At 64.8% G+C, this 18,151-nt stretch carries 17 protein-coding genes; 7 read left to right on the top strand and 10 right to left on the bottom strand.

What is annotated here, in order from left to right; translation table 11 throughout:
- Window positions 1-28: 28 nt before the first annotated feature.
- Together ACSFCA_RS31280 and ACSFCA_RS31275 are read right to left on the bottom strand one after the other, a co-directional pair.
- Window positions 29-718 (bottom strand): winged helix-turn-helix domain-containing protein, encoded by a 690-nt coding sequence (locus tag ACSFCA_RS31280; protein ID WP_435462221.1) that lies wholly within the window; start codon window positions 716-718, stop codon window positions 29-31.
- Between the two features lie 463 nt (window positions 719-1,181).
- A complete protein-coding gene (locus tag ACSFCA_RS31275; RefSeq protein WP_435462220.1) occupies window positions 1,182-3,170 on the bottom strand; it encodes a sensor histidine kinase in 1,989 nt (662 codons plus the stop codon).
- 71 nt (window positions 3,171-3,241) lie between these two features.
- Between ACSFCA_RS31275 and ACSFCA_RS31270 the strand changes: the two genes are divergently transcribed.
- Window positions 3,242-3,967, top strand: coding sequence for a response regulator transcription factor (locus ACSFCA_RS31270; RefSeq protein WP_435462219.1), 726 nt, complete (start codon window positions 3,242-3,244; stop codon window positions 3,965-3,967).
- A gap of 12 nt (window positions 3,968-3,979) precedes the next feature.
- Here ACSFCA_RS31270 and ACSFCA_RS31265 read toward each other — a convergent pair whose 3' ends face one another.
- From ACSFCA_RS31265 to ACSFCA_RS31255, 3 genes are all read right to left on the bottom strand, one after another.
- Window positions 3,980-5,347, bottom strand: a complete 1,368-nt coding sequence (locus tag ACSFCA_RS31265; RefSeq protein WP_093079292.1) for a sigma-54-dependent transcriptional regulator — start codon at window positions 5,345-5,347, stop codon at window positions 3,980-3,982.
- A gap of 7 nt (window positions 5,348-5,354) precedes the next feature.
- Window positions 5,355-7,208, bottom strand: a complete 1,854-nt coding sequence (locus ACSFCA_RS31260) for a sensor histidine kinase (protein WP_435462218.1) — start codon at window positions 7,206-7,208, stop codon at window positions 5,355-5,357.
- Between the two features lie 81 nt (window positions 7,209-7,289).
- On the bottom strand, window positions 7,290-8,651 hold the full coding sequence (locus ACSFCA_RS31255; protein WP_435462217.1) for a dicarboxylate/amino acid:cation symporter: 1,362 nt from the start codon (window positions 8,649-8,651) through the stop codon (window positions 7,290-7,292).
- Between the two features lie 252 nt (window positions 8,652-8,903).
- Between ACSFCA_RS31255 and ACSFCA_RS31250 the strand changes: the two genes are divergently transcribed.
- Both ACSFCA_RS31250 and ACSFCA_RS31245 read left to right on the top strand, forming a co-directional pair.
- Window positions 8,904-10,322, top strand: a complete 1,419-nt coding sequence (locus tag ACSFCA_RS31250) for an MFS transporter (protein WP_258351436.1) — start codon at window positions 8,904-8,906, stop codon at window positions 10,320-10,322.
- 43 nt (window positions 10,323-10,365) lie between these two features.
- Window positions 10,366-11,061 (top strand): aspartate/glutamate racemase family protein, encoded by a 696-nt coding sequence (locus ACSFCA_RS31245; RefSeq protein ID WP_435462216.1) that lies wholly within the window; start codon window positions 10,366-10,368, stop codon window positions 11,059-11,061.
- 9 nt (window positions 11,062-11,070) lie between these two features.
- On the opposite strand, the gene ACSFCA_RS31240 is transcribed toward ACSFCA_RS31245, so the two are convergent.
- Genes ACSFCA_RS31240 through ACSFCA_RS31220 form a run of 5 tightly spaced genes read right to left on the bottom strand, consistent with a single transcriptional unit; the run spans window position 11,071 to window position 15,458 of the window.
- On the bottom strand, window positions 11,071-12,078 hold the full coding sequence (locus ACSFCA_RS31240; protein WP_258351438.1) for a TRAP transporter substrate-binding protein: 1,008 nt from the start codon (window positions 12,076-12,078) through the stop codon (window positions 11,071-11,073).
- A gap of 26 nt (window positions 12,079-12,104) precedes the next feature.
- Complete coding sequence (locus tag ACSFCA_RS31235; protein ID WP_435462215.1) at window positions 12,105-13,385, bottom strand: TRAP transporter large permease; 1,281 nt, start codon at window positions 13,383-13,385, stop codon at window positions 12,105-12,107.
- Window positions 13,382-13,963: a TRAP transporter small permease gene (locus ACSFCA_RS31230; protein ID WP_258351439.1), complete on the bottom strand. Its 582-nt coding sequence runs from the start codon at window positions 13,961-13,963 to the stop codon at window positions 13,382-13,384. Before ACSFCA_RS31230 ends, ACSFCA_RS31235 begins: the two co-directional genes overlap by 4 nt.
- A 15-nt stretch (window positions 13,964-13,978) precedes the next feature.
- Window positions 13,979-14,425, bottom strand: coding sequence for a type II 3-dehydroquinate dehydratase (locus ACSFCA_RS31225; protein WP_435462214.1), 447 nt, complete (start codon window positions 14,423-14,425; stop codon window positions 13,979-13,981).
- Window positions 14,426-14,447: 22 nt separating this feature from the next.
- Window positions 14,448-15,458, bottom strand: a complete 1,011-nt coding sequence (locus ACSFCA_RS31220) for a TRAP transporter substrate-binding protein (protein WP_258351441.1) — start codon at window positions 15,456-15,458, stop codon at window positions 14,448-14,450.
- 108 nt (window positions 15,459-15,566) lie between these two features.
- Between ACSFCA_RS31220 and ACSFCA_RS31215 the strand changes: the two genes are divergently transcribed.
- From ACSFCA_RS31215 to ACSFCA_RS31200, 4 genes are all read left to right on the top strand, one after another.
- Window positions 15,567-16,349 carry an IclR family transcriptional regulator gene (locus tag ACSFCA_RS31215; protein WP_435462213.1) on the top strand — a complete coding sequence of 261 codons (783 nt, stop codon included), beginning with the start codon at window positions 15,567-15,569 and terminating at the stop codon, window positions 16,347-16,349.
- Between the two features lie 68 nt (window positions 16,350-16,417).
- Complete coding sequence (locus tag ACSFCA_RS31210; RefSeq protein WP_435462212.1) at window positions 16,418-16,819, top strand: PaaI family thioesterase; 402 nt, start codon at window positions 16,418-16,420, stop codon at window positions 16,817-16,819.
- Between the two features lie 147 nt (window positions 16,820-16,966).
- The gene (locus tag ACSFCA_RS31205; protein ID WP_435462211.1) at window positions 16,967-17,416 is read left to right on the top strand and encodes a low affinity iron permease family protein; all 450 of its coding nucleotides are present in this window, start codon (window positions 16,967-16,969) and stop codon (window positions 17,414-17,416) included.
- A gap of 63 nt (window positions 17,417-17,479) precedes the next feature.
- Window positions 17,480-17,842: a hypothetical protein gene (locus ACSFCA_RS31200; RefSeq protein ID WP_435462210.1), complete on the top strand. Its 363-nt coding sequence runs from the start codon at window positions 17,480-17,482 to the stop codon at window positions 17,840-17,842.
- Window positions 17,843-18,151 lie beyond the last annotated feature (309 nt).

The raw sequence follows: 18,151 nt of genomic DNA, 5'->3' as shown, positions 1-18,151 counted from the left end.
TAAACTCCCTGATATTAGATTTAATTAATTAGCCTGCCGACGACGTCACCGTCTGCAATTTGTATCCTTGCCCGAATACAGATCGCAGCATCAACCCATTTACCGGCTCCAGATTCAATTTCCTGCGAATCTTGAAAACACACACATCCAGTGCACGAGAGCGCAAATTGACTATGTCCCGCCACAGAAGGGTATGCAACCGCTCCCTGCTCATCAGGCAATCCCGGTTACGGAACAATTCGAGGGCGAGGTCGTACTCGCGGGGCTGCAGGCGCAATTCATGCCCTTCATGGAAAACCTTGCGTTCGCCAATCTGAAAGCGGTAGCCCCGATAAACCAGGAGCTCATTTCCTGCCGTCCTCGGAGCAGCAAGGGCGGCCCGATTCAGCAAGCGCTGCGCCTTCGATTTGATTTCCTCCAGATTGAATGGAGGAAGAACAAAATCGAAATTCTTTTCACCGGGAAATTGACCGCTGATGCGCTGCAATGCATCTGCGCCGTCTGCATTGGTCGCAAACAGCACTGGTGCGTCGGTCAGGCCGCGAATGGCCTGCAACCAATGGATGTCGGCCCCCGAAGGGAAGGTCAGAAGCACCAGCCCGAAGCGCTGGCCCGCATGCAGCGCATTCGCGAAGTTGCCCAGCAGATCGAATGTGGCAAGGGGCGGCGCAGTCGATTGATGTTGCTGCGCGAGCAGATCAACTGCCGTTTGCACCATGGAGCACCTCCATGAGCAAGAACGTTTCTTCCGGGGATAGGCCGAGGGCATTGGGCACCCTGGCCCTCGCGATTGCACCGACCGCGCTCCACTCGCATGCTTGCAGGCGCAAGCCGTGAGCGCAGGACTCTGACGAAATCATTCCAACCTCTCCGTTCAACGATGAATGTTGCGGAGAGGCGTCTCGCCGCACTCCGCTATGACCTTTTGGGCAGCGGAATGTATCGGCTCACAATCACATTAGACAATGACGATTAAAGACAGTTAATGACCGGCGTTAGCAAGCTAGGAAGCTTAAAAAATGCGAACTTTCGCCTCATACCACGCAGGAAATCGCGCTTTCAGCTTGGCACCCGAAAAAGATGCACATGCGCGGCCTCGTTTGCCACTTGTTAATGACGGAAACTGGCAATAAATGCCTATCCGAGGCAATGAAAACGTTTTCTTTTTCGCATCGAAAACTTCACACTTTCAGCGCGGGCGCCTCGAAACTTGCCGCATCGGGCGCTTCCTGGTCTTGATGCCCGAGGTCCAACGGCAATGCCAGGCGAAACACTGTGCCTTCGCCGTCGCTGGCAACCAGCGTGACGTCGCCACCGTGCTGGAGGGCGATGGTGCGTGAAATGTGCAGCCCAAGCCCCGAGCCGGGCACGTGGGCAGATCCGGCTCCTCTGAAATAGCGTTCGAACAGGCTGCTTCTTTCGGACTCCAGAATCGGCGCTCCCTTGTTCGAAACGGTCACGCTGAAGGAGCCCGCGCCCGCATCGCACCGAACGTCGACCGCCGAATCCGCCGGCGAGTATTTCAAGGCGTTCCGAACCAGATTCCGGATTGCCATTTCAACTCGCGTCTGGTCTCCCCTGCATATCGCCCGGCCCTGTGCCGCGCTGATACTCAATCGGGCGTTGTCCTCAGGCAGCCCGATGCTGCGGATGTTCTCGATCACGTCCCAGAGATCGAAGCTCCGGGCGACGGGCCTCGAGCCGACCTCCAATGCGTCGTCCAACAGGATGTTCTCGATCAGCGCGGCGAGCCGGCGAATCGCCTTGCGGATCTTCCCGACACTGCGCTTCACGCGGTCGTCCTGCCCGGACGGAGACAGCTCCAGCGCCTGCGCCACCGCGTCGACGATGGCCAGCGGCGTGCGGAACTCGTGCGAGACGATGGCCACGAACTCGCGCTGCCGGACTCTCTCCTCCAGCGCCTGCTTGGCGACCTTCATCGAATCGAAGGCGCGCTTGCGCTGGGCTCTCAGCTTCAGCTCCGCCTGCCTGGAACGGCTGGCCACCGCGAAGTTGAGCAACGCAAGGTTCGCCAGCTGCGAGAACGGGATCAGGGTTTCCAGAATGAACGATTGGTCCACCTGCACGTAGCCCAGGAGCACCAGCGAGAAGAAAATCCACGACAGATCCACCACGCCGAAGACCACCGCCGCAAGGAGGTACTGGCGGGCGCCTCGGCCGACAACGATCCACACGACGAATGCAAGGTTGAAAAGCGCAACGACTATTTCGAGATACACCGCCGACTGGATGATGTTGCCGATGCCCCACCAGAGGGAAAACGGAATCATCGCGGCGAAGGCGGCCGCTGCCAGGTACACGAACCGCGCCGCCCAGACCGAGTACTGGCCATAGTTGAAGAACCGGCACGCGAACACGGCCGCAATCGACATCAGCGCGCACGACGTCACATCGACAAAGCGGTCGGCGCGCAGCGGGTCATCGGGGAAGAACAGCGAGCTCGAATACCCCTGCATGGCCACAATTGCGACCAGCATGGCCACCAGGAACAGCGCGTAGATCGGATAGATGCTGCTTCGCAGCCACGCCCAGAAAATCAGGTTCATGAAGACCATGACGCAGATCGCTCCCGCAAACGCGGAAAAGAATATCGTCCGGTTGATTTCCGATTTTTCGAGGGTCGATTTCTGCCAGGCATTCAGATCGAAAACGGTCGGCCCATGCGTTTTTATTCGCAGGTAATAGGTTCTGGGCGAAGAATCCAGGGCCACCGGAAAAGCCAGCACGCTGGTCTGTATGGCCCGGCTCGCAAATGGATGCCTGTCTCCCAATTGATGCAGGGATATTTTTCCAGCCGGATCCTGGCTGTACACCCTCACATCGTCGACCCAGGTCGGAAATATCTGCACGACCCAGTCGGACGCTGCACCAGGCTCTTGCTGCAATGAAAAACGGATCCAGAAAACGTCATCCGAGTGCTTCTGGAGATAGCGGACATCCCTGGGTATAAACTTTATGTCACTACCTGCCGATAAGATGTCTTCGATGGTGATATTCCCGGATGCATCCCGGAATATTTCCGCTTCCCCAGCCAATGAAATCGGCCCCTCCTTGCCTTTGCTTTCCTGCAGAACAAGAGCCTCCGCGCTCTGAGAAAACAGCCAAAGCAATACCGCGAGAAAAAGAACAAGACAGGGTTTTGCTTTCATGCTATTGATATATCCGGCTTACCTTCGACGCCCAGCACTCTCGATTCTGAAAAACCGACGAGAGGCGCACCATGACTACAAGACCCGACACCGATAAAAAAATAGTCGTCTATCTGATCGAAGACGAAGAAGACCTTCAGGAAGCGCTTGTCTACAGCCTCAACCAGCTGGGCTTCGTAGCCTCGGGATTCTCGACGGCCTCCGAGTTCTACCGGGCCTATGCCGTCAGCCGCTGCGACATCGTCGTCATCGACGTCGAACTGCCGGACGAGAACGGATTTTCGATTGCCCAGCACCTGCGTTCCGCCAGCAACGTCGGCATCGTGTTCGCTACCGCGCGCGGCGAGCTCAACGACCGCGTTCGCGGCTTGCGCGGCGGCGCCGACGCCTATTTCGTGAAGCCGGTGCATGCCGAGGAGCTTGCGGCCACGCTCGAGGGCGTCTACAGGCGCATCAAGGCATCGAAGAGCAGCGCCGACCGGGCCCAACCACCGGCCGCCCCGCGCGGCACGGGGCGCTGGACGCTCAAGGAAGGCGACTGGATCCTCTGCGACCCCGACGGGCGGGCGCTTCGCCTCACCATGTCGGAGCGGGCCATCGTGGCCTGCCTCTTCAAGCAGCGCAACAAGCCCGTCGACCGCTCGCAGCTCGCGATCGCGCTCGGCGGCGACCTCGAGAACTTCGATCTGCAGCGCGTGGATGCGGTGGTCAGCCGCCTGCGGCGCAAGGCGCTTGCGGCGGGCATGTCGCTGCCGCTGCACGCGGTCAGGGGCACCGGCTACCAGTTCCAGGCATAAGACGCGAGCTGCTTACTTGAACTCGTCCACCGTCACGCCCAGCTTGCGCACCTTGTCGTGCAGTGTCTGGCGCGCAATGCCCAGCGCGGCGGCCGTGGCCGGCTGGTCGCCGTGCTGGCGGCGCAGTTCCTCGACGATCACCGCGCGTTCGAACGATTCCACCTGCTGAGGCAACCCGCGCGGCAAGGCGGGCACGCCTTCGGCGCTGTTGCCGCCGCGCGTCTGCGTCAGGCGCTCGCCGAGCAGGCCCAGCACGAAGCGGTCGGCCACGTTGCGCAGCTCGCGCACGTTGCCGGGCCAGGCGTAGGCCATCAGGTCGGCCAGCTGCGCATTGCTCAGCAACGGCGCGGGGCGCTCGTAGCGGCTTGCGGCCTGCAGGGTGAAGTGTTCGAACAGCAGTGGAATATCTTCGCGCCGCTCACGCAGCGGCGGCAGCTCGATGAAGGCCACGCCCAGGCGGTAGTACAGGTCGGCCCTGAACTTCTGCTGGTCGCTCATGGCCTTCAGGTCGTCCTTGCTCGCGGCCACCACGCGGCAGTCGAATGGAATGGTCTTGTTGGAGCCGATGCGCTCGATGCTTCGCTCCTGCAGCGCGCGCAGCAGCTTGATCTGCACCGCCATCGGCATGCTCTCGATCTCGTCGAGGAACAGCGTGCCGCCGCTGGCGTATTCGAACTTGCCCACGCGCATGCGACTGGCGCCGGTGAAGGCGCCGGCCTCGTGGCCGAACAGCTCGCTCTCGGCCAGCGACTCGGGCAGGCCGCCGCAATTGAGCGGCACGAAATGCTGCCGGCGGCGCGCGCTGTGGTCGTGCAGGCAGCGCGCGACCAGCTCCTTGCCGGTGCCGGTCTCGCCGTACACCAGCACGTCGGCTGAAGTCTCGGCCAGCGTCTTCACGGTCTGGCGCACTTGCTGCATCTGCGCCGAACGGCCGATCAGCACCGACTGGATGCCCTGCCAGTTCTCCAGCGCGTCGCGCAGCGCGCGCACCTGCAGGCTGAGCTGCCGGCGCTCGATGGCATGGCGCACGATGGCCACCAGCCGTTCGGAGCTGAAAGGCTTTTCGATGAAGTCGTAGGCGCCCTCGCGCATGGCCTGCACGGCCATTGCGATGTGGCCGTGGCCGGTGACCAGGATCACGGGCAGTTCGGCATCGACGTTGCGCAGCTCGGGCAGCCACTCGGTGCCGCTCAGGCCCGGCAGGCGTACGTCGCTGATGACGACGGCCGGCACGCCAAAGCCGATGTGCGGCCGCGCGCGCTCGGCGCTCGCGAAGGATTCGACCTCGAAACCGGCCAGGGTCAGCACCTGGGTCGTGCTGATGCGGACGTCTTCGTCGTCCTCGACCAGCAGCACCCGGATGGCAGGGGCTTCGCTCACTTGGGGGTCACTCCTGTTGTGCAATGGAAAGGGGGGAATGGGATGGGACAGGCGGGGTGTGGATCACGGCAATGGCGGCAGGCAGGTCGATGACGAAGCATGCCCCGCCGCTGTCCAGGTTGGCCGCGCGCAGCGAGCCATCCATGGACCGCACCAATTGTGCCGAGATCACGAGCCCCAGGCCCAGCCCCGAGCCCGCGGCTTTGCCGGTGACGAAGGGTTCAAACAGGCGCGGCAGGATGTCGGGGCGAATGCCCGAGCCGGTGTCTGTCACCGACAGGAGCACGCGCCCCTCCTTCGGCCGCGCCTCAAGGCGCAGCGTGCGGACCGGCGCGTCCTGCATGGCGTCGATGGCGTTGCGCATCAGGTTCGCGAGCACGCTGCCCAGGGCTGCGTCTTCCGCCATGACGCTCAGCGCCGGGGGTTGCACGTCGACCTCGATGGTCACGCGTTGCTTCTTCGAGGCCTCGGCGACGATCACCTGCGCGTCGGCGATGGCATGCGACAGCTGCACTGGCGCCAGCGGCAGCTCGCCCTTGTAGGCGAAGGTTCGCAGCTGCGAGGTCAGGCGCGCAAGCCGGTCGACCATGCCGCGGATGCGCTCAAGGTTGCCGCGCACGTCGTCCAGGCGGCTCTTGTCGAGCAGGATGGTGGCGCTTTCAGACAGCGTGCGCATGGCCGTGAGCGGCTGGTTGAGTTCGTGCACCACGCCGGCCGACATCTGGCCCAGCGCGGCCATCTTGCCGGCATGCACCAGCTCGCCCTGTGCGGCGCGCAGCTGCGCGGTGCGCGCCACCACGGTCGATTCGAGCGTGTCGTGCGCCGCCTGCAGCGCCGCCTGGTTGGCCAGCTTCTGGCGTACCGCGCGGCGGCGCTGCCACAGCGCGACGGCCACTAGCAGCAGCACCGCCATCGCGAGGCTGGCAGTAATGGCCGCATTGCGCGCCGCCACGCGCAGCGGTGCCAGGTCGTCGAGCACCACCAGCTGCCACGGCGCGCCACGCAGGGTGCGGGCCGAGGCAAGCTGGTCCACGCCGTCGAGCGAGATCACCTGCACGTCGCGATCGAGCGCCTCCTTTTGTGTCCACTGCAGCGGCTGCAGGGTGGCCTCGCCGTAGGGGCGCGAGCGCAGCACCTCGGCGCGCTGCAGCGCATCGAGCGGCAGCAGCGGGCGGAACTTCAGGTTGTCGCGCGTGGAAAGGATGACCACGCCACGCTGGTCGATCAGCGCCACGTCGCCGGGCAGCTTGCGCCAGGCGCGCTCGGTCTCTTCGAGGTTGATCTTCACGGCCACCACGCCGCGCGCGGACTGGCCGCGGCGCAGCGCATACGAAAGGTAGTAGCCCGGCCGCTTGCTGGTGATGCCCACGCCGTAGAAGCGGCCCCTGCCCTGCCCCAGCGCATCGATCACGTAGGGCCGGAACGACAGGTCCTGGCCGACGGTGGTGCCGGGCTTGTCCCAGTCGGATGCGGCCAGCGAGGTGCCGGCGGCGTCGAGCACATAGAGCATCTCGGCGCCGGCCGTAGCGTTGACGCCATCGAGGTAGCGGTTGACCACGTCGCGCAGGCGAGCGTCGGCCGGCGTGCCGAGCAGCGCCGGCACGACGGGCGTCATCTCAAGCAGTGCGGGGAGGTAGTCGAAGCGGGCCAGGTCGGCGTCGAGCCCGGTCGCGAGCATGTCGAGCCGGTGCTCGGCCGCCTCGCGCAGGCGCGCCAGCCCGGCCTGCATGGCGATCTGGTGGCCGGCGAAGGCGGCCACGGCCACCAGGGCCAGTGCGCCGCACCAGCGCGGCAGGCCGCGCCATCCTCTGGCATTGTCGGAAGGTCCATCGAAACGCCGGGCCGGCTCCCTTGAAATCATGGGAGCGTTATTGCACAAGGCCGGGCCGTCCGCATCGGTGGCAGCCCGATGGCCCCCTGCTGGGGGCCGGAAAGGAAGGGATCAGGCCTGCCGTGCCGGGCTGGCGGGCATGTGCGCTTCGGTTGCGTCGAGCACGCGCTCGGGCTCGTCGGCTTCCGCTGTGCTTTCCTGGTCCAGGTGCTGGTGCATGCGCACGGTGTCGAGATCGCCGGTCCACTTGGCGACCACGATGGTGGCAACGCCGTTGCCGATCAGGTTGGTGAGCGCACGGGCTTCCGACATGAAGCGGTCGATGCCCAGGATCAGTGCAAGCCCCGCCACCGGCACATGGCCCACCGCCGACAGCGTGGCCGCCAGCACGATGAAGCCGCTGCCCGTGACGCCCGCCGCGCCCTTCGAAGTGAGCAGCAGCACGGCCAGCAGCGTGAGCTGCTGCGTCAGCGACATGTCGGTGTTGGTCGCCTGCGCGATGAACACGGCCGCCATCGTCAGGTAGATCGAGGTGCCGTCGAGGTTGAACGAGTAGCCCGTGGGTACCACCAGCCCGACCACCGACTTCTTCGCGCCCAGGTTCTCCAGCTTGGCCATCATGCGCGGCAGCACCGACTCGCTCGACGAGGTGCCCAACACGATCAGCAGCTCTTCCTTGATGTACTTGATGAACTTCCAGATGCTGAAGCCGTGGAACCTTGCTATGAGCCCCAGCACCACGAAGATGAAGAACAGGCAGGTGGCGTAGAAGGTGGCCATCAGTTGGCCCAGCTGCAGCAGCGAGCTCACGCCGTACTTGCCGATGGTGAAGGCCATGGCGCCGAAGGCGCCGATGGGCGCGACCTTCATGATGTAGCCGACGATCACGAAGAGCACGTGCGAGCCCTTCTCGATCACGTCGAACACCAGCGTGCCGCGGCCACCGAACTTGTGCAGCGCGAAACCGAACATCACCGCGATCAGCAGCACCTGCAGGATCTCGCCCTTGGCGAAGGCATCGACCACCGTGTTCGGGATGATGTTGAGCAGGAAGTCGGTGGTGCTCTGCATCTTGCCCGGGCCGGTGTAGGCCGCGATGCTCTTGGTGTCGAGCTGGCTCACGTCGACGTTCATGCCCGCGCCGGGCTTCACGATGTTGATGATGACCAGGCCCACCACCAGCGCGACGCTGCTGACGACCTCGAAGTACAGCAGCGCCAGGCCGCCGGTCTTGCCGACCTTCTTCATGTCTTCCATGCCGGCGATGCCCACCACCACCGTGCAGAAGATGATCGGCGCGATGATCATCTTGATCAGCTTGATGAAGCCGTCGCCCAGCGGCTTCATCGAAGCGCCGGTGTCAGGATAGAAATGCCCCAGCAACACCCCGAGCACGATGGCCGTGATGACCTGGAAATACAGGGATTTGTAGAAGGGCTTGGGTGCGGTGGTGTGTTCCACGGGGTGGCTCATCGGGTTGTCTCCAATTTCGTGGCCAGGCTCCGCAGCGGGGCGCGCGGCCGGCCCCGTGGTTGAGCAATCGACATGCCACGGGCCACACGAGGCGAGACGCGCGCTAAGTCCTTGATTTGATGAGCCTTTTGGTGCGCACGCGAACCGCGGCCCGCCGACGATCCGGATGGCGCGGGCAACGCCCGTCCGATCCACCGGATCAACGCCTCGGGGAAAACCCTAGCCCTCATTCAACGATGTCAGACTTGCCGCATGAACGACAACGCCCAGCCGGCAGCGGCCACGGACAGCGCCTCCAAGCGCATCGCACTCACGGTGGCGGCCGCCTTCTTCATGGAGACGCTGGACGCCACCATCATCGTTACCGCACTGCCGGCCATCGGAGCCGGCTTCGGCATGGGCGCGCTGGACGCGAGCCTGGGCGTCACGGTCTACCTGATCGCGATGGCGGCGCTGGTGCCGGCGGCGGGCTGGTGCGCCGGTCGCTTCGGGGCGCGGCGGGTGTTCGCGCTGGCGGTCGGCACCTTCACCGTGGCCTCGCTCGCCTGTGGGCTGGCGCCCACCTTCGAGGTGTTCGTTGCGGCGCGCGTGCTGCAGGGCGCGGCGGCGGCTTTCATGTCGCCGGTAGGGCGGCTCGTGGTGTTGCGCGAGACGCCGAAGCACCGGCTGATCGAGGCCATCGGCACCATCACCTGGCCGGGGCTCATCGCGCCGGTGATCGGCCCGCCGCTGGGCGGGCTCATCGCGACGCATGCCTCGTGGCGCTGGATCTTCCTGCTGAACGTGCCGCTGGGCCTCGTGGGCCTATGGCTGATCATGCGGCTGTTCCCCCGCCGCACCGACGTGGCCCCGACGCGCTTCGACGCAGTCGGCTTCGTGCTCACCGCCGTTGCGCTGGCCGCGCTCGTCGAAGGCCTCACGCGCCTGGGCGGGCAGCAGCCGGGCTCGGCCGCCACCCTCGGCCTGCTGGCAGCCGGCGCCGTGGCCGCAGCCGCCGCGGTGCGCCATGCGCGACGCACGACGGCGCCCCTGCTCGACCTGCGCGCGCTGGCGGTGCCGACCTATGCGCTCGCCACCGCGACGGCCGGCTTCGTCTCGCGCATCGCGATCAACGCCTCTCCCTTTTTGCTGCCGCTGATGTTCCAGATCGGCTTCGGCATGAACGCGTTCCAGGCGGGCTCGATGCTGCTGGTGTACATGGGCGGCAACCTCGTGATGAAGAGCGCCACCACGGCGGTGCTGCGGCGCTTCGGCTTTCGCAATGTGCTGACGGTGAACGGTGCGATCTGCGCCGCCACGCTGTTCGGCTGCGGGCTGCTGTCGCCGGGCGATCCGTTGCCGTGGGTGTGCGTGCTGCTCTTCATCGCGGGCATGGCGCGCTCGATGAACTTCACGGCCATCAACACGCTGGCCTTTGCCGACGTGCCCGACGAATCGCGTGCCGGCGCGAGCACGCTTGGCACGATGCTGCAGCAGGTTTCGCTCGCGCTCGGCGTGGCGCTGGGCGCGATGGTGCTCGGCGCGTCGAAGGCGCTGCGCGGCGCGCCGGCGGTGCAGCTCGCGGATTTCCATCACGCCTGGTACGTGGTCGGCCTGCTGATGGCCATCGCGACACTGATGACGCTACGGCTCGACCGCCATGCGGGCATGGCAGTGTCGCGACGGCCGTGAGAACATCGTTCGCCCTGCTGTTTCTCTTTCGGAGATTTCTTCCATGCCACTGCACATTGGCATCGTCGGCTGCTCGGCCGAAGGCGCTGCGCTCTGCTATCGCACGCTGTGCGTCGAAGGCGCGCAGCACATGGGCCAGGCCCACGCGCACCCCGAAGTTTCAATGCACACGCACTCGCTCGCCGCGTACGTGGACTGCCTCGATCGCGGCGACATCGACGGCGTCGCGCAACTGATGCTGTCGTCGGCGGGCAAGCTCGCGGCGGCTGGCGCTGATTTTCTGATCTGCCCCGACAACACGATCCACCAGGCGATGCATCGGGTGCTGCCGCAGTCGCCGCTGCCGTGGCTCCACATTGCCGAAGTGACTGCAGCAGAGGCGGTGTCGCGGGGCTTTCGCCGCGTGGGCGTTCTGGGCACGCGCTGGCTGGTCGACAGCGAGGTCTACCCGCAGGCGCTGTCAGCCGCCGGACTGGAAGCCGTGCGGCCTGATGCCGATGAGCGTGCAATGCTCGGCCGCATCATCATGGACGAACTGGTGCGCGGCGTGGTCCGGCCCGAATCCACCGCAGTGCTGCGGCAGATGATCGACGGCCTGAAGGCGCGCGGCTGCGATGCCGTGGCGCTAGGCTGCACCGAACTGCCATTGGTGCTGAACGACGGCAACTCGGCGCTTCCGACACTCGACTCGACACGCCTGCTGGCGCGCGCGGCACTGCGACGCGCAACGGCCGGCTGAGCCCCCCGCCTATTTGCGCACCTTGTCGATCTCGGCCATCAGCTCTTTCACGGTGGCCTCGCCGACCGAGGCCGAGTACTTGTCGATGACCGGCTTCACCTTCGTGCGCAGTTTCGCCATCTCTTCGGGCGGCAGCTCCGACACGGTCATGCCCGCCTTCTTCAATGCGTCGAGCGCGCTGTCGGCGGCGCCGCGCGAGGCCTCGCGCTGGAACGCGGTCGATTCGGCCGACGCCTCGGTGATGATCTTTTTCTCTTCCGCGCTCATGCCGTCCCAGGTCTTCTTGCTGATCAACAGCGCCTGCGGGTTGTAGATATGCCGGGTCTGGGTGATGTACTTCTGCACCTCGGCGAACTTGGACGACAGGATGGTGGTGTTCGGGTTCTCCTGCCCGTCGACCGCCTTCTGGTCGAGGGCCGGATACAGCTCGGGGAACGGCAGCGGGGTGGCGTTCGCGCCCAGCGCACCGAACAGGTCGATGTAGATCGGCGACTGGATCACGCGGATCTTCAGCCCCGCGATGTCGTCCGCCTTCACGATCGGCCGCTTGCTGTTGGTGAGGTTGCGAAAGCCCAGGTCCCAGTAGCCCAGGCCGTGCAGGCCCTTGTCTTCCAGCCTGGCCATCAGCTTCTGGCCGAAGGGTCCGTCGGTGACCGCATCGGCCTCCTTGCCGCTGTTGAACAGGAACGGAAAGTCGTAGGCCGCGAACTCCTTGACCTGCGCCGAGAGGATGCCCGCGTTCAGCACCGTGAGTTCGACCGTGCCGCCCTGCAGCGCCGACACGGTCTGAAGATCGCCGCCGAGCGCGCCGCCCGCGAACAGCTTGACGGTGATCTTGCCGCCCGACTTGGCGGCCACGAGGTCGGCGAACTTCTGCGCGCCCTGCGCCTGCGGATGGCCGGTCTGGTTCTGGAACGCGAACTTGAGCGTTCGCTCCTTGACCTGCGCACCGGCGCCGCACATGGCGAACAACGCGACAGCGGCAACCAGCAGTTTCAGCATCGAAGGCTTCTTCATGGCAATGTCTCCTTGTATGTATATGTCTATCCGTGGAACAGCCTGGCCGGCCCCGTCACCAGCCACGGGAACAGCACCATCAGGAACATGACGGCGAACTCGGCGATCATGAAAGGCACCACGCCGCGCGTGACGTCGTCCATCGAGATCTTTCCGACGCCGGCCACCACGTTGAGGACCGTACCCACCGGCGGCGTGACCAGGCCGATCGAGTTGTTGATGATGAAGAGCACGCCGAAGTAGACCGGGTCGATGCCCGCAGCCTTCACGATGGGCATCAGCACGGGCGTGAGGATCAGGATGGTCGGCGTCATGTCCATCGCGGTGCCCACGATCATCACGAGCACCATGATCGCGATCATCAGCAGGATCTGATTACCCATGAAGGGCTGCAGCAGCCCCACCACCTTCGAAGGCAGGTCGGCCACCGTGATGAGCCACGCGCTCACCATGGCCGCGGCGATCAGGAACATCACGATGGCACTGGTCTTGGCCGCCCCCACGAACACCGCGTAGAGATCCTTCCAGCTCAGCTCGCGATAGACGACGGTCGACACGAAAAGCGCATAGACGGCGGCCACCACGGCCGCCTCGGTCGGCGTGAACACGCCCATGCGCAAGCCCACGAGAATGATCACCGGCAGCATCAGCGCCCACAGCGCCTTGCGGAACGCGGTGAAGATTTCGGCGCCCGACTTGCGAGGCGGAGGCACGATCTTCTCGCGCCGCACCAGCCACGCCCAGGTGATCCACAGCGCGCCGCCGATCAACAGGCCCGGCACGATGGCCGCGAGAAACAGCTTGGAGATCGAGACGTTGGCCGCCACGCCGAAGATCACGAGCCCGATGCTCGGCGGGATCACCGGGCCGATCACGCCGGTGGCCGCGATGAGCCCGCCCGCGCGCGCCTTGTCATGGCCCGCCTTGACCATCATCGGCAGCAGCAGCGCCGTCAGCGCGGCCGCGTCGGCCACGGCCGACCCCGAGAGCGCGGAGAGCAGGCAACCCGCCATGATGGTCACGTAGCCAAGGCCGCCTTTCACATGGCCGACCAGCGCGAGCGCGAAGTCGACGATGCGCTTGGAGAGGCCGCCCACGTTCATGATCTCGCCGGCCAGCATGAAGAACGGAACGGCCAGCAGCGGAAAGCTGTCAGCGCCGCCGATCACGTTCTGCGCGAGGATCTGCGCGTCGAACAGGTCGAGGTGCCACATCAGCGCGACACCGCTGGCCAGCAGCGAGAACGCGATGGGAATGCCCATCGCCATGGCCAGGAGCAGCGAGCCCACGAAGACGACGATGGTCACTTGCGTGCTCCCTGTTGTGCATCGCCTTGCGCAGCGCTGTCTTGCGAACCGAGGATCTGCTGCAGCTGTACCGCTTCTTCGGACTCCTGCACCATCACCAGGTCGCTCTCGGCAATGCGCCCGGTGAGCAGGCGCAGCAGGTCGAGCATGAGGATGAACGCGGCCAGCACCGAGAACACCACGCCTGACATGTACACCACCGCCATCGAGGCGCCGGTGACCGGCGCGGTCACGTCCCAGTTGATGCGCGTCTGCGCCGTGCTGCCCTGGAACAGCAGCCACACGATGTAGAGCATCACCACGTGCCCCACCGCGAGGCAGATCTTCTTGCCGATGGGTGGCAGCTTCTGCACCACCATGTCGACGCCCAGGTGGCCGTGCTCCTTCAGCGCGACGACCGCACCGAGAAAAGTCATCCAGATGAAGAGCCAGCGCGAGACTTCCTCGGACAGGGTAATGCCCGAATTGAAGCCGTAGCGCAGCACCACGTTGCCGAAGACCAGCACGACCATGACCGCAAGCGCGGCTGCGATCAGGGCTTCGATGCCGGCGCAGCACCGGTCGATCCATCGATTCATGGGCGTGTTCCCTGCTCAGGCCGGCGCGGCCAGCCTGTGCATCTCGACCAGTGCGCGCAACGCGGCCAGGTACGACTGCGGACCCAGGCCCTGGACCGTGCCCTTCACGGCCGGCGAGATGATCGAATGCGCACGCCATGTCTCGCGCGCGGCGATGTTGGACATGTGCACCTCGATGATCGGGAACGGCATGGCCTTGATCGCGTCGTGCAGCGGCACACCGTGCTGCGTCAGGCCGGCCGGGTTGACCAGCGCACCCTGAGCCTCGTCGATGTGGGTGTGCAAAAAGTCGATCAGGTCGCCTTCGTGGTTCGACTGGAGGATGTCCAGCGTCACGCCGAGTTCGGTGGCGAGCTGCTGCAGCTGCGCATTGATTTCGGCCAGCGTGGTCTTGCCGTAGATGTGGGGTTCGCGGCGGCCGAACAGGTTGAGATTGGGGCCGTGCAGGACGAGGATCTTCATGAGGCGCCTTCGGTCGGAGGTCTTACTGCTTGCGGATGCGCGCGAGTTCGTCGGTGTAGAGCTTGACGATGGCGGGGTCATAGCTCGCGGCGAAACGCTCGGTGACAGGCTTGGCAATCTGCCGCATGCGGGCCTGCTCGGCGGGCGCGAGCTCGTTGAACTGCGCACCCTTGGCCTGCAAGTCACCTACGGCGCGCTGCGCGGCGGCGCGGCTCACCTGGCGCTGGTAGCCGCGCGCTTCGTCGGCGGCCTCGCGCATCATCTTCTGCTCGGCGGGGCTCAGCGAGTCCCAGAACTTCTTGCTGACCAGCACGATATTGGCCGCATACACATGGTTCGTGGCGCTCACGAACTTCTGCACCTCGTAGAACTTGTTCGACAGGATCACCGCGTACGGGTTCTCCTGGCCATCGACCGCCTTCGACTCGAGCGCGCCGTACAGCTCGGCGAAAGGCATCGGCACCGGGTTGGCCTTGAAGGCCTTGAAGGTTTCGAGGAACACGGGGTTCGGAATGACGCGGATCTTCAGGCCTTCGAGGTCTTCATGCCTGGTGATGGGCCGCTTGCTGTTGGTGACGTTGCGAAAGCCCAGGTCCCAGTAGCCCAGCGCCACCAGCCCCTTCTCCGGCAGCTTCGCGATCAACGCCTGGCCCAGCGGGCCGTCGAGCAGCGCATCGGCCTGCGCGAAGCTGCCCACCGCGAACGGGAAGTCGACAAGGCCGAACTCCTTGACGATGCCCGCGAGCGACGTGGTGGCCGGTGCCGACATCTGCTGCACGCCGCCCTGCAGCGCCGACTGCTGCTGCATCTCGTTGCCCAGCTGCGAGGCCGGGAACTCCTGCACCTTCATCTTGCCGCCGCTCTTGGCCGCGAGCAGCTCGGCAAAACGCTTCACGCCGAAGCTCACGGGGTGGTCGGCGTTGTTGAGGTGGCCGAAGCGGATCACACGGTCCTGCACGCCCTGCGCGAACGCGGGAATGGCCAGGGCGAGGGTCAGGCCGGCCGCTGCCAGCTGGCGATGAAGCGTTCTCAAGATGTGATCTCCAACTGTGTGAAGGTGCAAGGGCGGCGCGATCTTAGGGCGGAACTGGAAAATATTTCCACTAGTGAAAACACTTGGCAAAAGCGCTAGAGTGACGTCATGACAGCCATACTCGAACGCAGCTTCAAGGTCCTCGAACACCTGGCCGGCCACCCCGAAGGCCGCGCGCTGTCGGCACTGTCGGCCGAGCTGGAAATGCCGCTGAGCGCCACGCACCGCCTGCTGACCGAGCTCATCCGCTGCGGCTATGTGCGGCAGGACCAGAGCCACGGCGACTACATGCTCACGATCAAGCTGGTGTCGCTGGGCCTGAGCTTCCTCAGCAACAGCGGCATCGTCGACGTGGCGCAGCCGCTGCTCGACCGGCTCGCCGCCGAATCGGGCGAACTGGTGCGGCTGGCGGTGGTCGACGGCGACGAGCTCACCTTCGTCGCCAAGGCGCAGGGCGCAACGCGCGGCCTGCGCTACGACCCGGACATGGGCCTTTCGGTGAACCTCTCCTGCAGTTCCGCCGGCCACGCCTGGCTGTCGACGATGACGGACGAGCAGGCGCTGCAACTCGTGGCCAAGCAGGGCTTCGGCAAGCCCGAGGACTACGGCCCGAAGGCGCCAACCACCGTGAAAGCGCTGCTGGCGTATCTGCGCGCGGCACGCAAGCGCGGCTTCGCGATGATCAGCGAGGTGTTCGCGCCGGCAATGACAGCCATGGCCGCGCCGGTGCGCATCGGCAACGGCGCGGTGATCGGCGTCATCACCATCGCAGGGCCACTGGTGCGACTGACCGAGGAACGCATGCTCGAACTGGGACCGGTGCTGCAGGCGTCGGCCGAGGACGTGGCGCAGGCCAGCGGGGCCTCCGCGATGTTCAAGCGAAGGGCCTGACCGAACATCGCGCGGCGGTCGTGGCATTTATTTAGTATGGAACCTCCTCGAGAACCAAGGAGACATCCATGCACGACATCGCCGCAATCCAGAAACTGCTGGACACGATCTTCCCGGGCCTGATGGGCGTACGGCTCACCGAGCTCGCACCCGACCGAGTGGTCGCGCAGATGGAGGTGCGGCAAGACCTGTGCACCGCTGGCGGCATCCTGCACGGCGGCGCCCACATGGCCTTCGCCGACACGCTGGGTGCGGTCGGCACCATCGCCAACCTGCCCGAAGGCAAGCGCACGACGACCACAGATTCGAGCACCAAGTTCATCGCGGGCGCGCGCCTCGGCACGACCGTCACTGGCACTTGCGTGGCTCTGCATCGCGGACGCACGACGCATGTGTGGCAAACCTCGGTCACCAATGCCGACGGCAAGCTGTGCGCGGTCGTCACGCAGACGCAGCTGGTGCTGGAGTAGCCTAGCGAGCGCCTGTCCCGGCGAGGCCTGCCCCGGCGCCTCTGGCCGACAGCGCCACGGGCATTGCGATGGCGCGAGAGACGGCGTCGGCTGACGTATCCGCGCGCGCAACGGTGCCAGCATCGCCCCGCACTGGAGAACAAGCCCATGGAACGACTCTTCGACTCCTTCGCCAACACCTTCGCGCGCATGGCCGGCAGCCCGGCGGCCTTTCTGATCTGTGTGGCCGTTGTCGTGGCCTGGGCGGTTTCGGGGCCGTTCTTCGGCTTTTCGGAGACATGGCAACTCGTGATCAACACGGGCACCACCATCGTCACCTTCCTGATGGTCTTCCTCATTCAGAACACCCAGAACCGCGATGGTGTGGCCTTGCAGACCAAGCTGGACGAACTGATCCGCTCCTCCAACGCGGAGGATGACTTCATCGGCATCGAGAAACTCACGGACAGGGAGTTGATTGCGCTGCACGAGCGCTGCGAGGCGGCTGCCAAGAAAAGCCAGGAGACGCTGGAGAAAGCCCAGACCGAGCGCAAACGCCGCGGCCACCATGACCACCGCGTGCACCGAGGCAGCAACGCCCGGTCAATCGATCCATAGCCGCCGGCAAGCGGCCATATTCAATATGGTGATGAGCTGCTTGTTGCGCCGTATCAGGCACGCATGGCCAGATCCGCTCGCCCGTTCACGCGCACGCTCCCTCATTCCGTCGAAGAACCCGCTGCGGCGCCCGACGCAGCGCCACCGTCACACTCTCTTCAGCACAACCCCGAATCATTCGCGCTGCAAGCAGGCGACGACATCGAAAACATTCGCGACGTGCACTGTGCATATGCATGCCTCGAGAAGCTTGTCTTTCCACAGCAGGTGAATGATTGCGAAGAGGTCTATCCCTATCCAACCCGCTCCGAACTCGGCGCGTTGATCCGCCTCGTCAATGAGGAACTGCAGCGGCGCATCGAAGCCGCGGACGGCACGATCAACTCCTTGCGTGGCGCCCTGCTACGCGAACAGGTGCCGCAATGACGCCGATTTGCTAGCGCAAAAGCAAAAAGGCGCTACAACCTCGAAAGTTGTAGCGCCTTGCGGAATATGGTGGCTGGGGCGGAATCGAAAGAACCGCGACGGGCCGCATCAACCTTCATTCATCCTCACATTGCTATTCCTGGGGGTACACGCTTGGGTACACCAAACTGACCAGCGGTTGTGAGGGCAAAAGTGGCATCGAACCACGGCCCGCCCGACCAACCTTGCCCAATTATCTCATCCTCGGCACTCGTGGAAGCCAAGCCGGTTTTGTTGCATTTTCTCCCTCTTCATTGACAAATGACTAAT

The sequence above is a fragment of the Variovorax multivorans genome (genome assembly GCF_051216835.1).
In the GTDB taxonomy this organism is placed as follows: domain Bacteria; phylum Pseudomonadota; class Gammaproteobacteria; order Burkholderiales; family Burkholderiaceae_C; genus Variovorax.
Note: the sequence above shows the minus strand (reverse complement) of the source record. Positions and strands in the feature narration are given on the sequence as shown.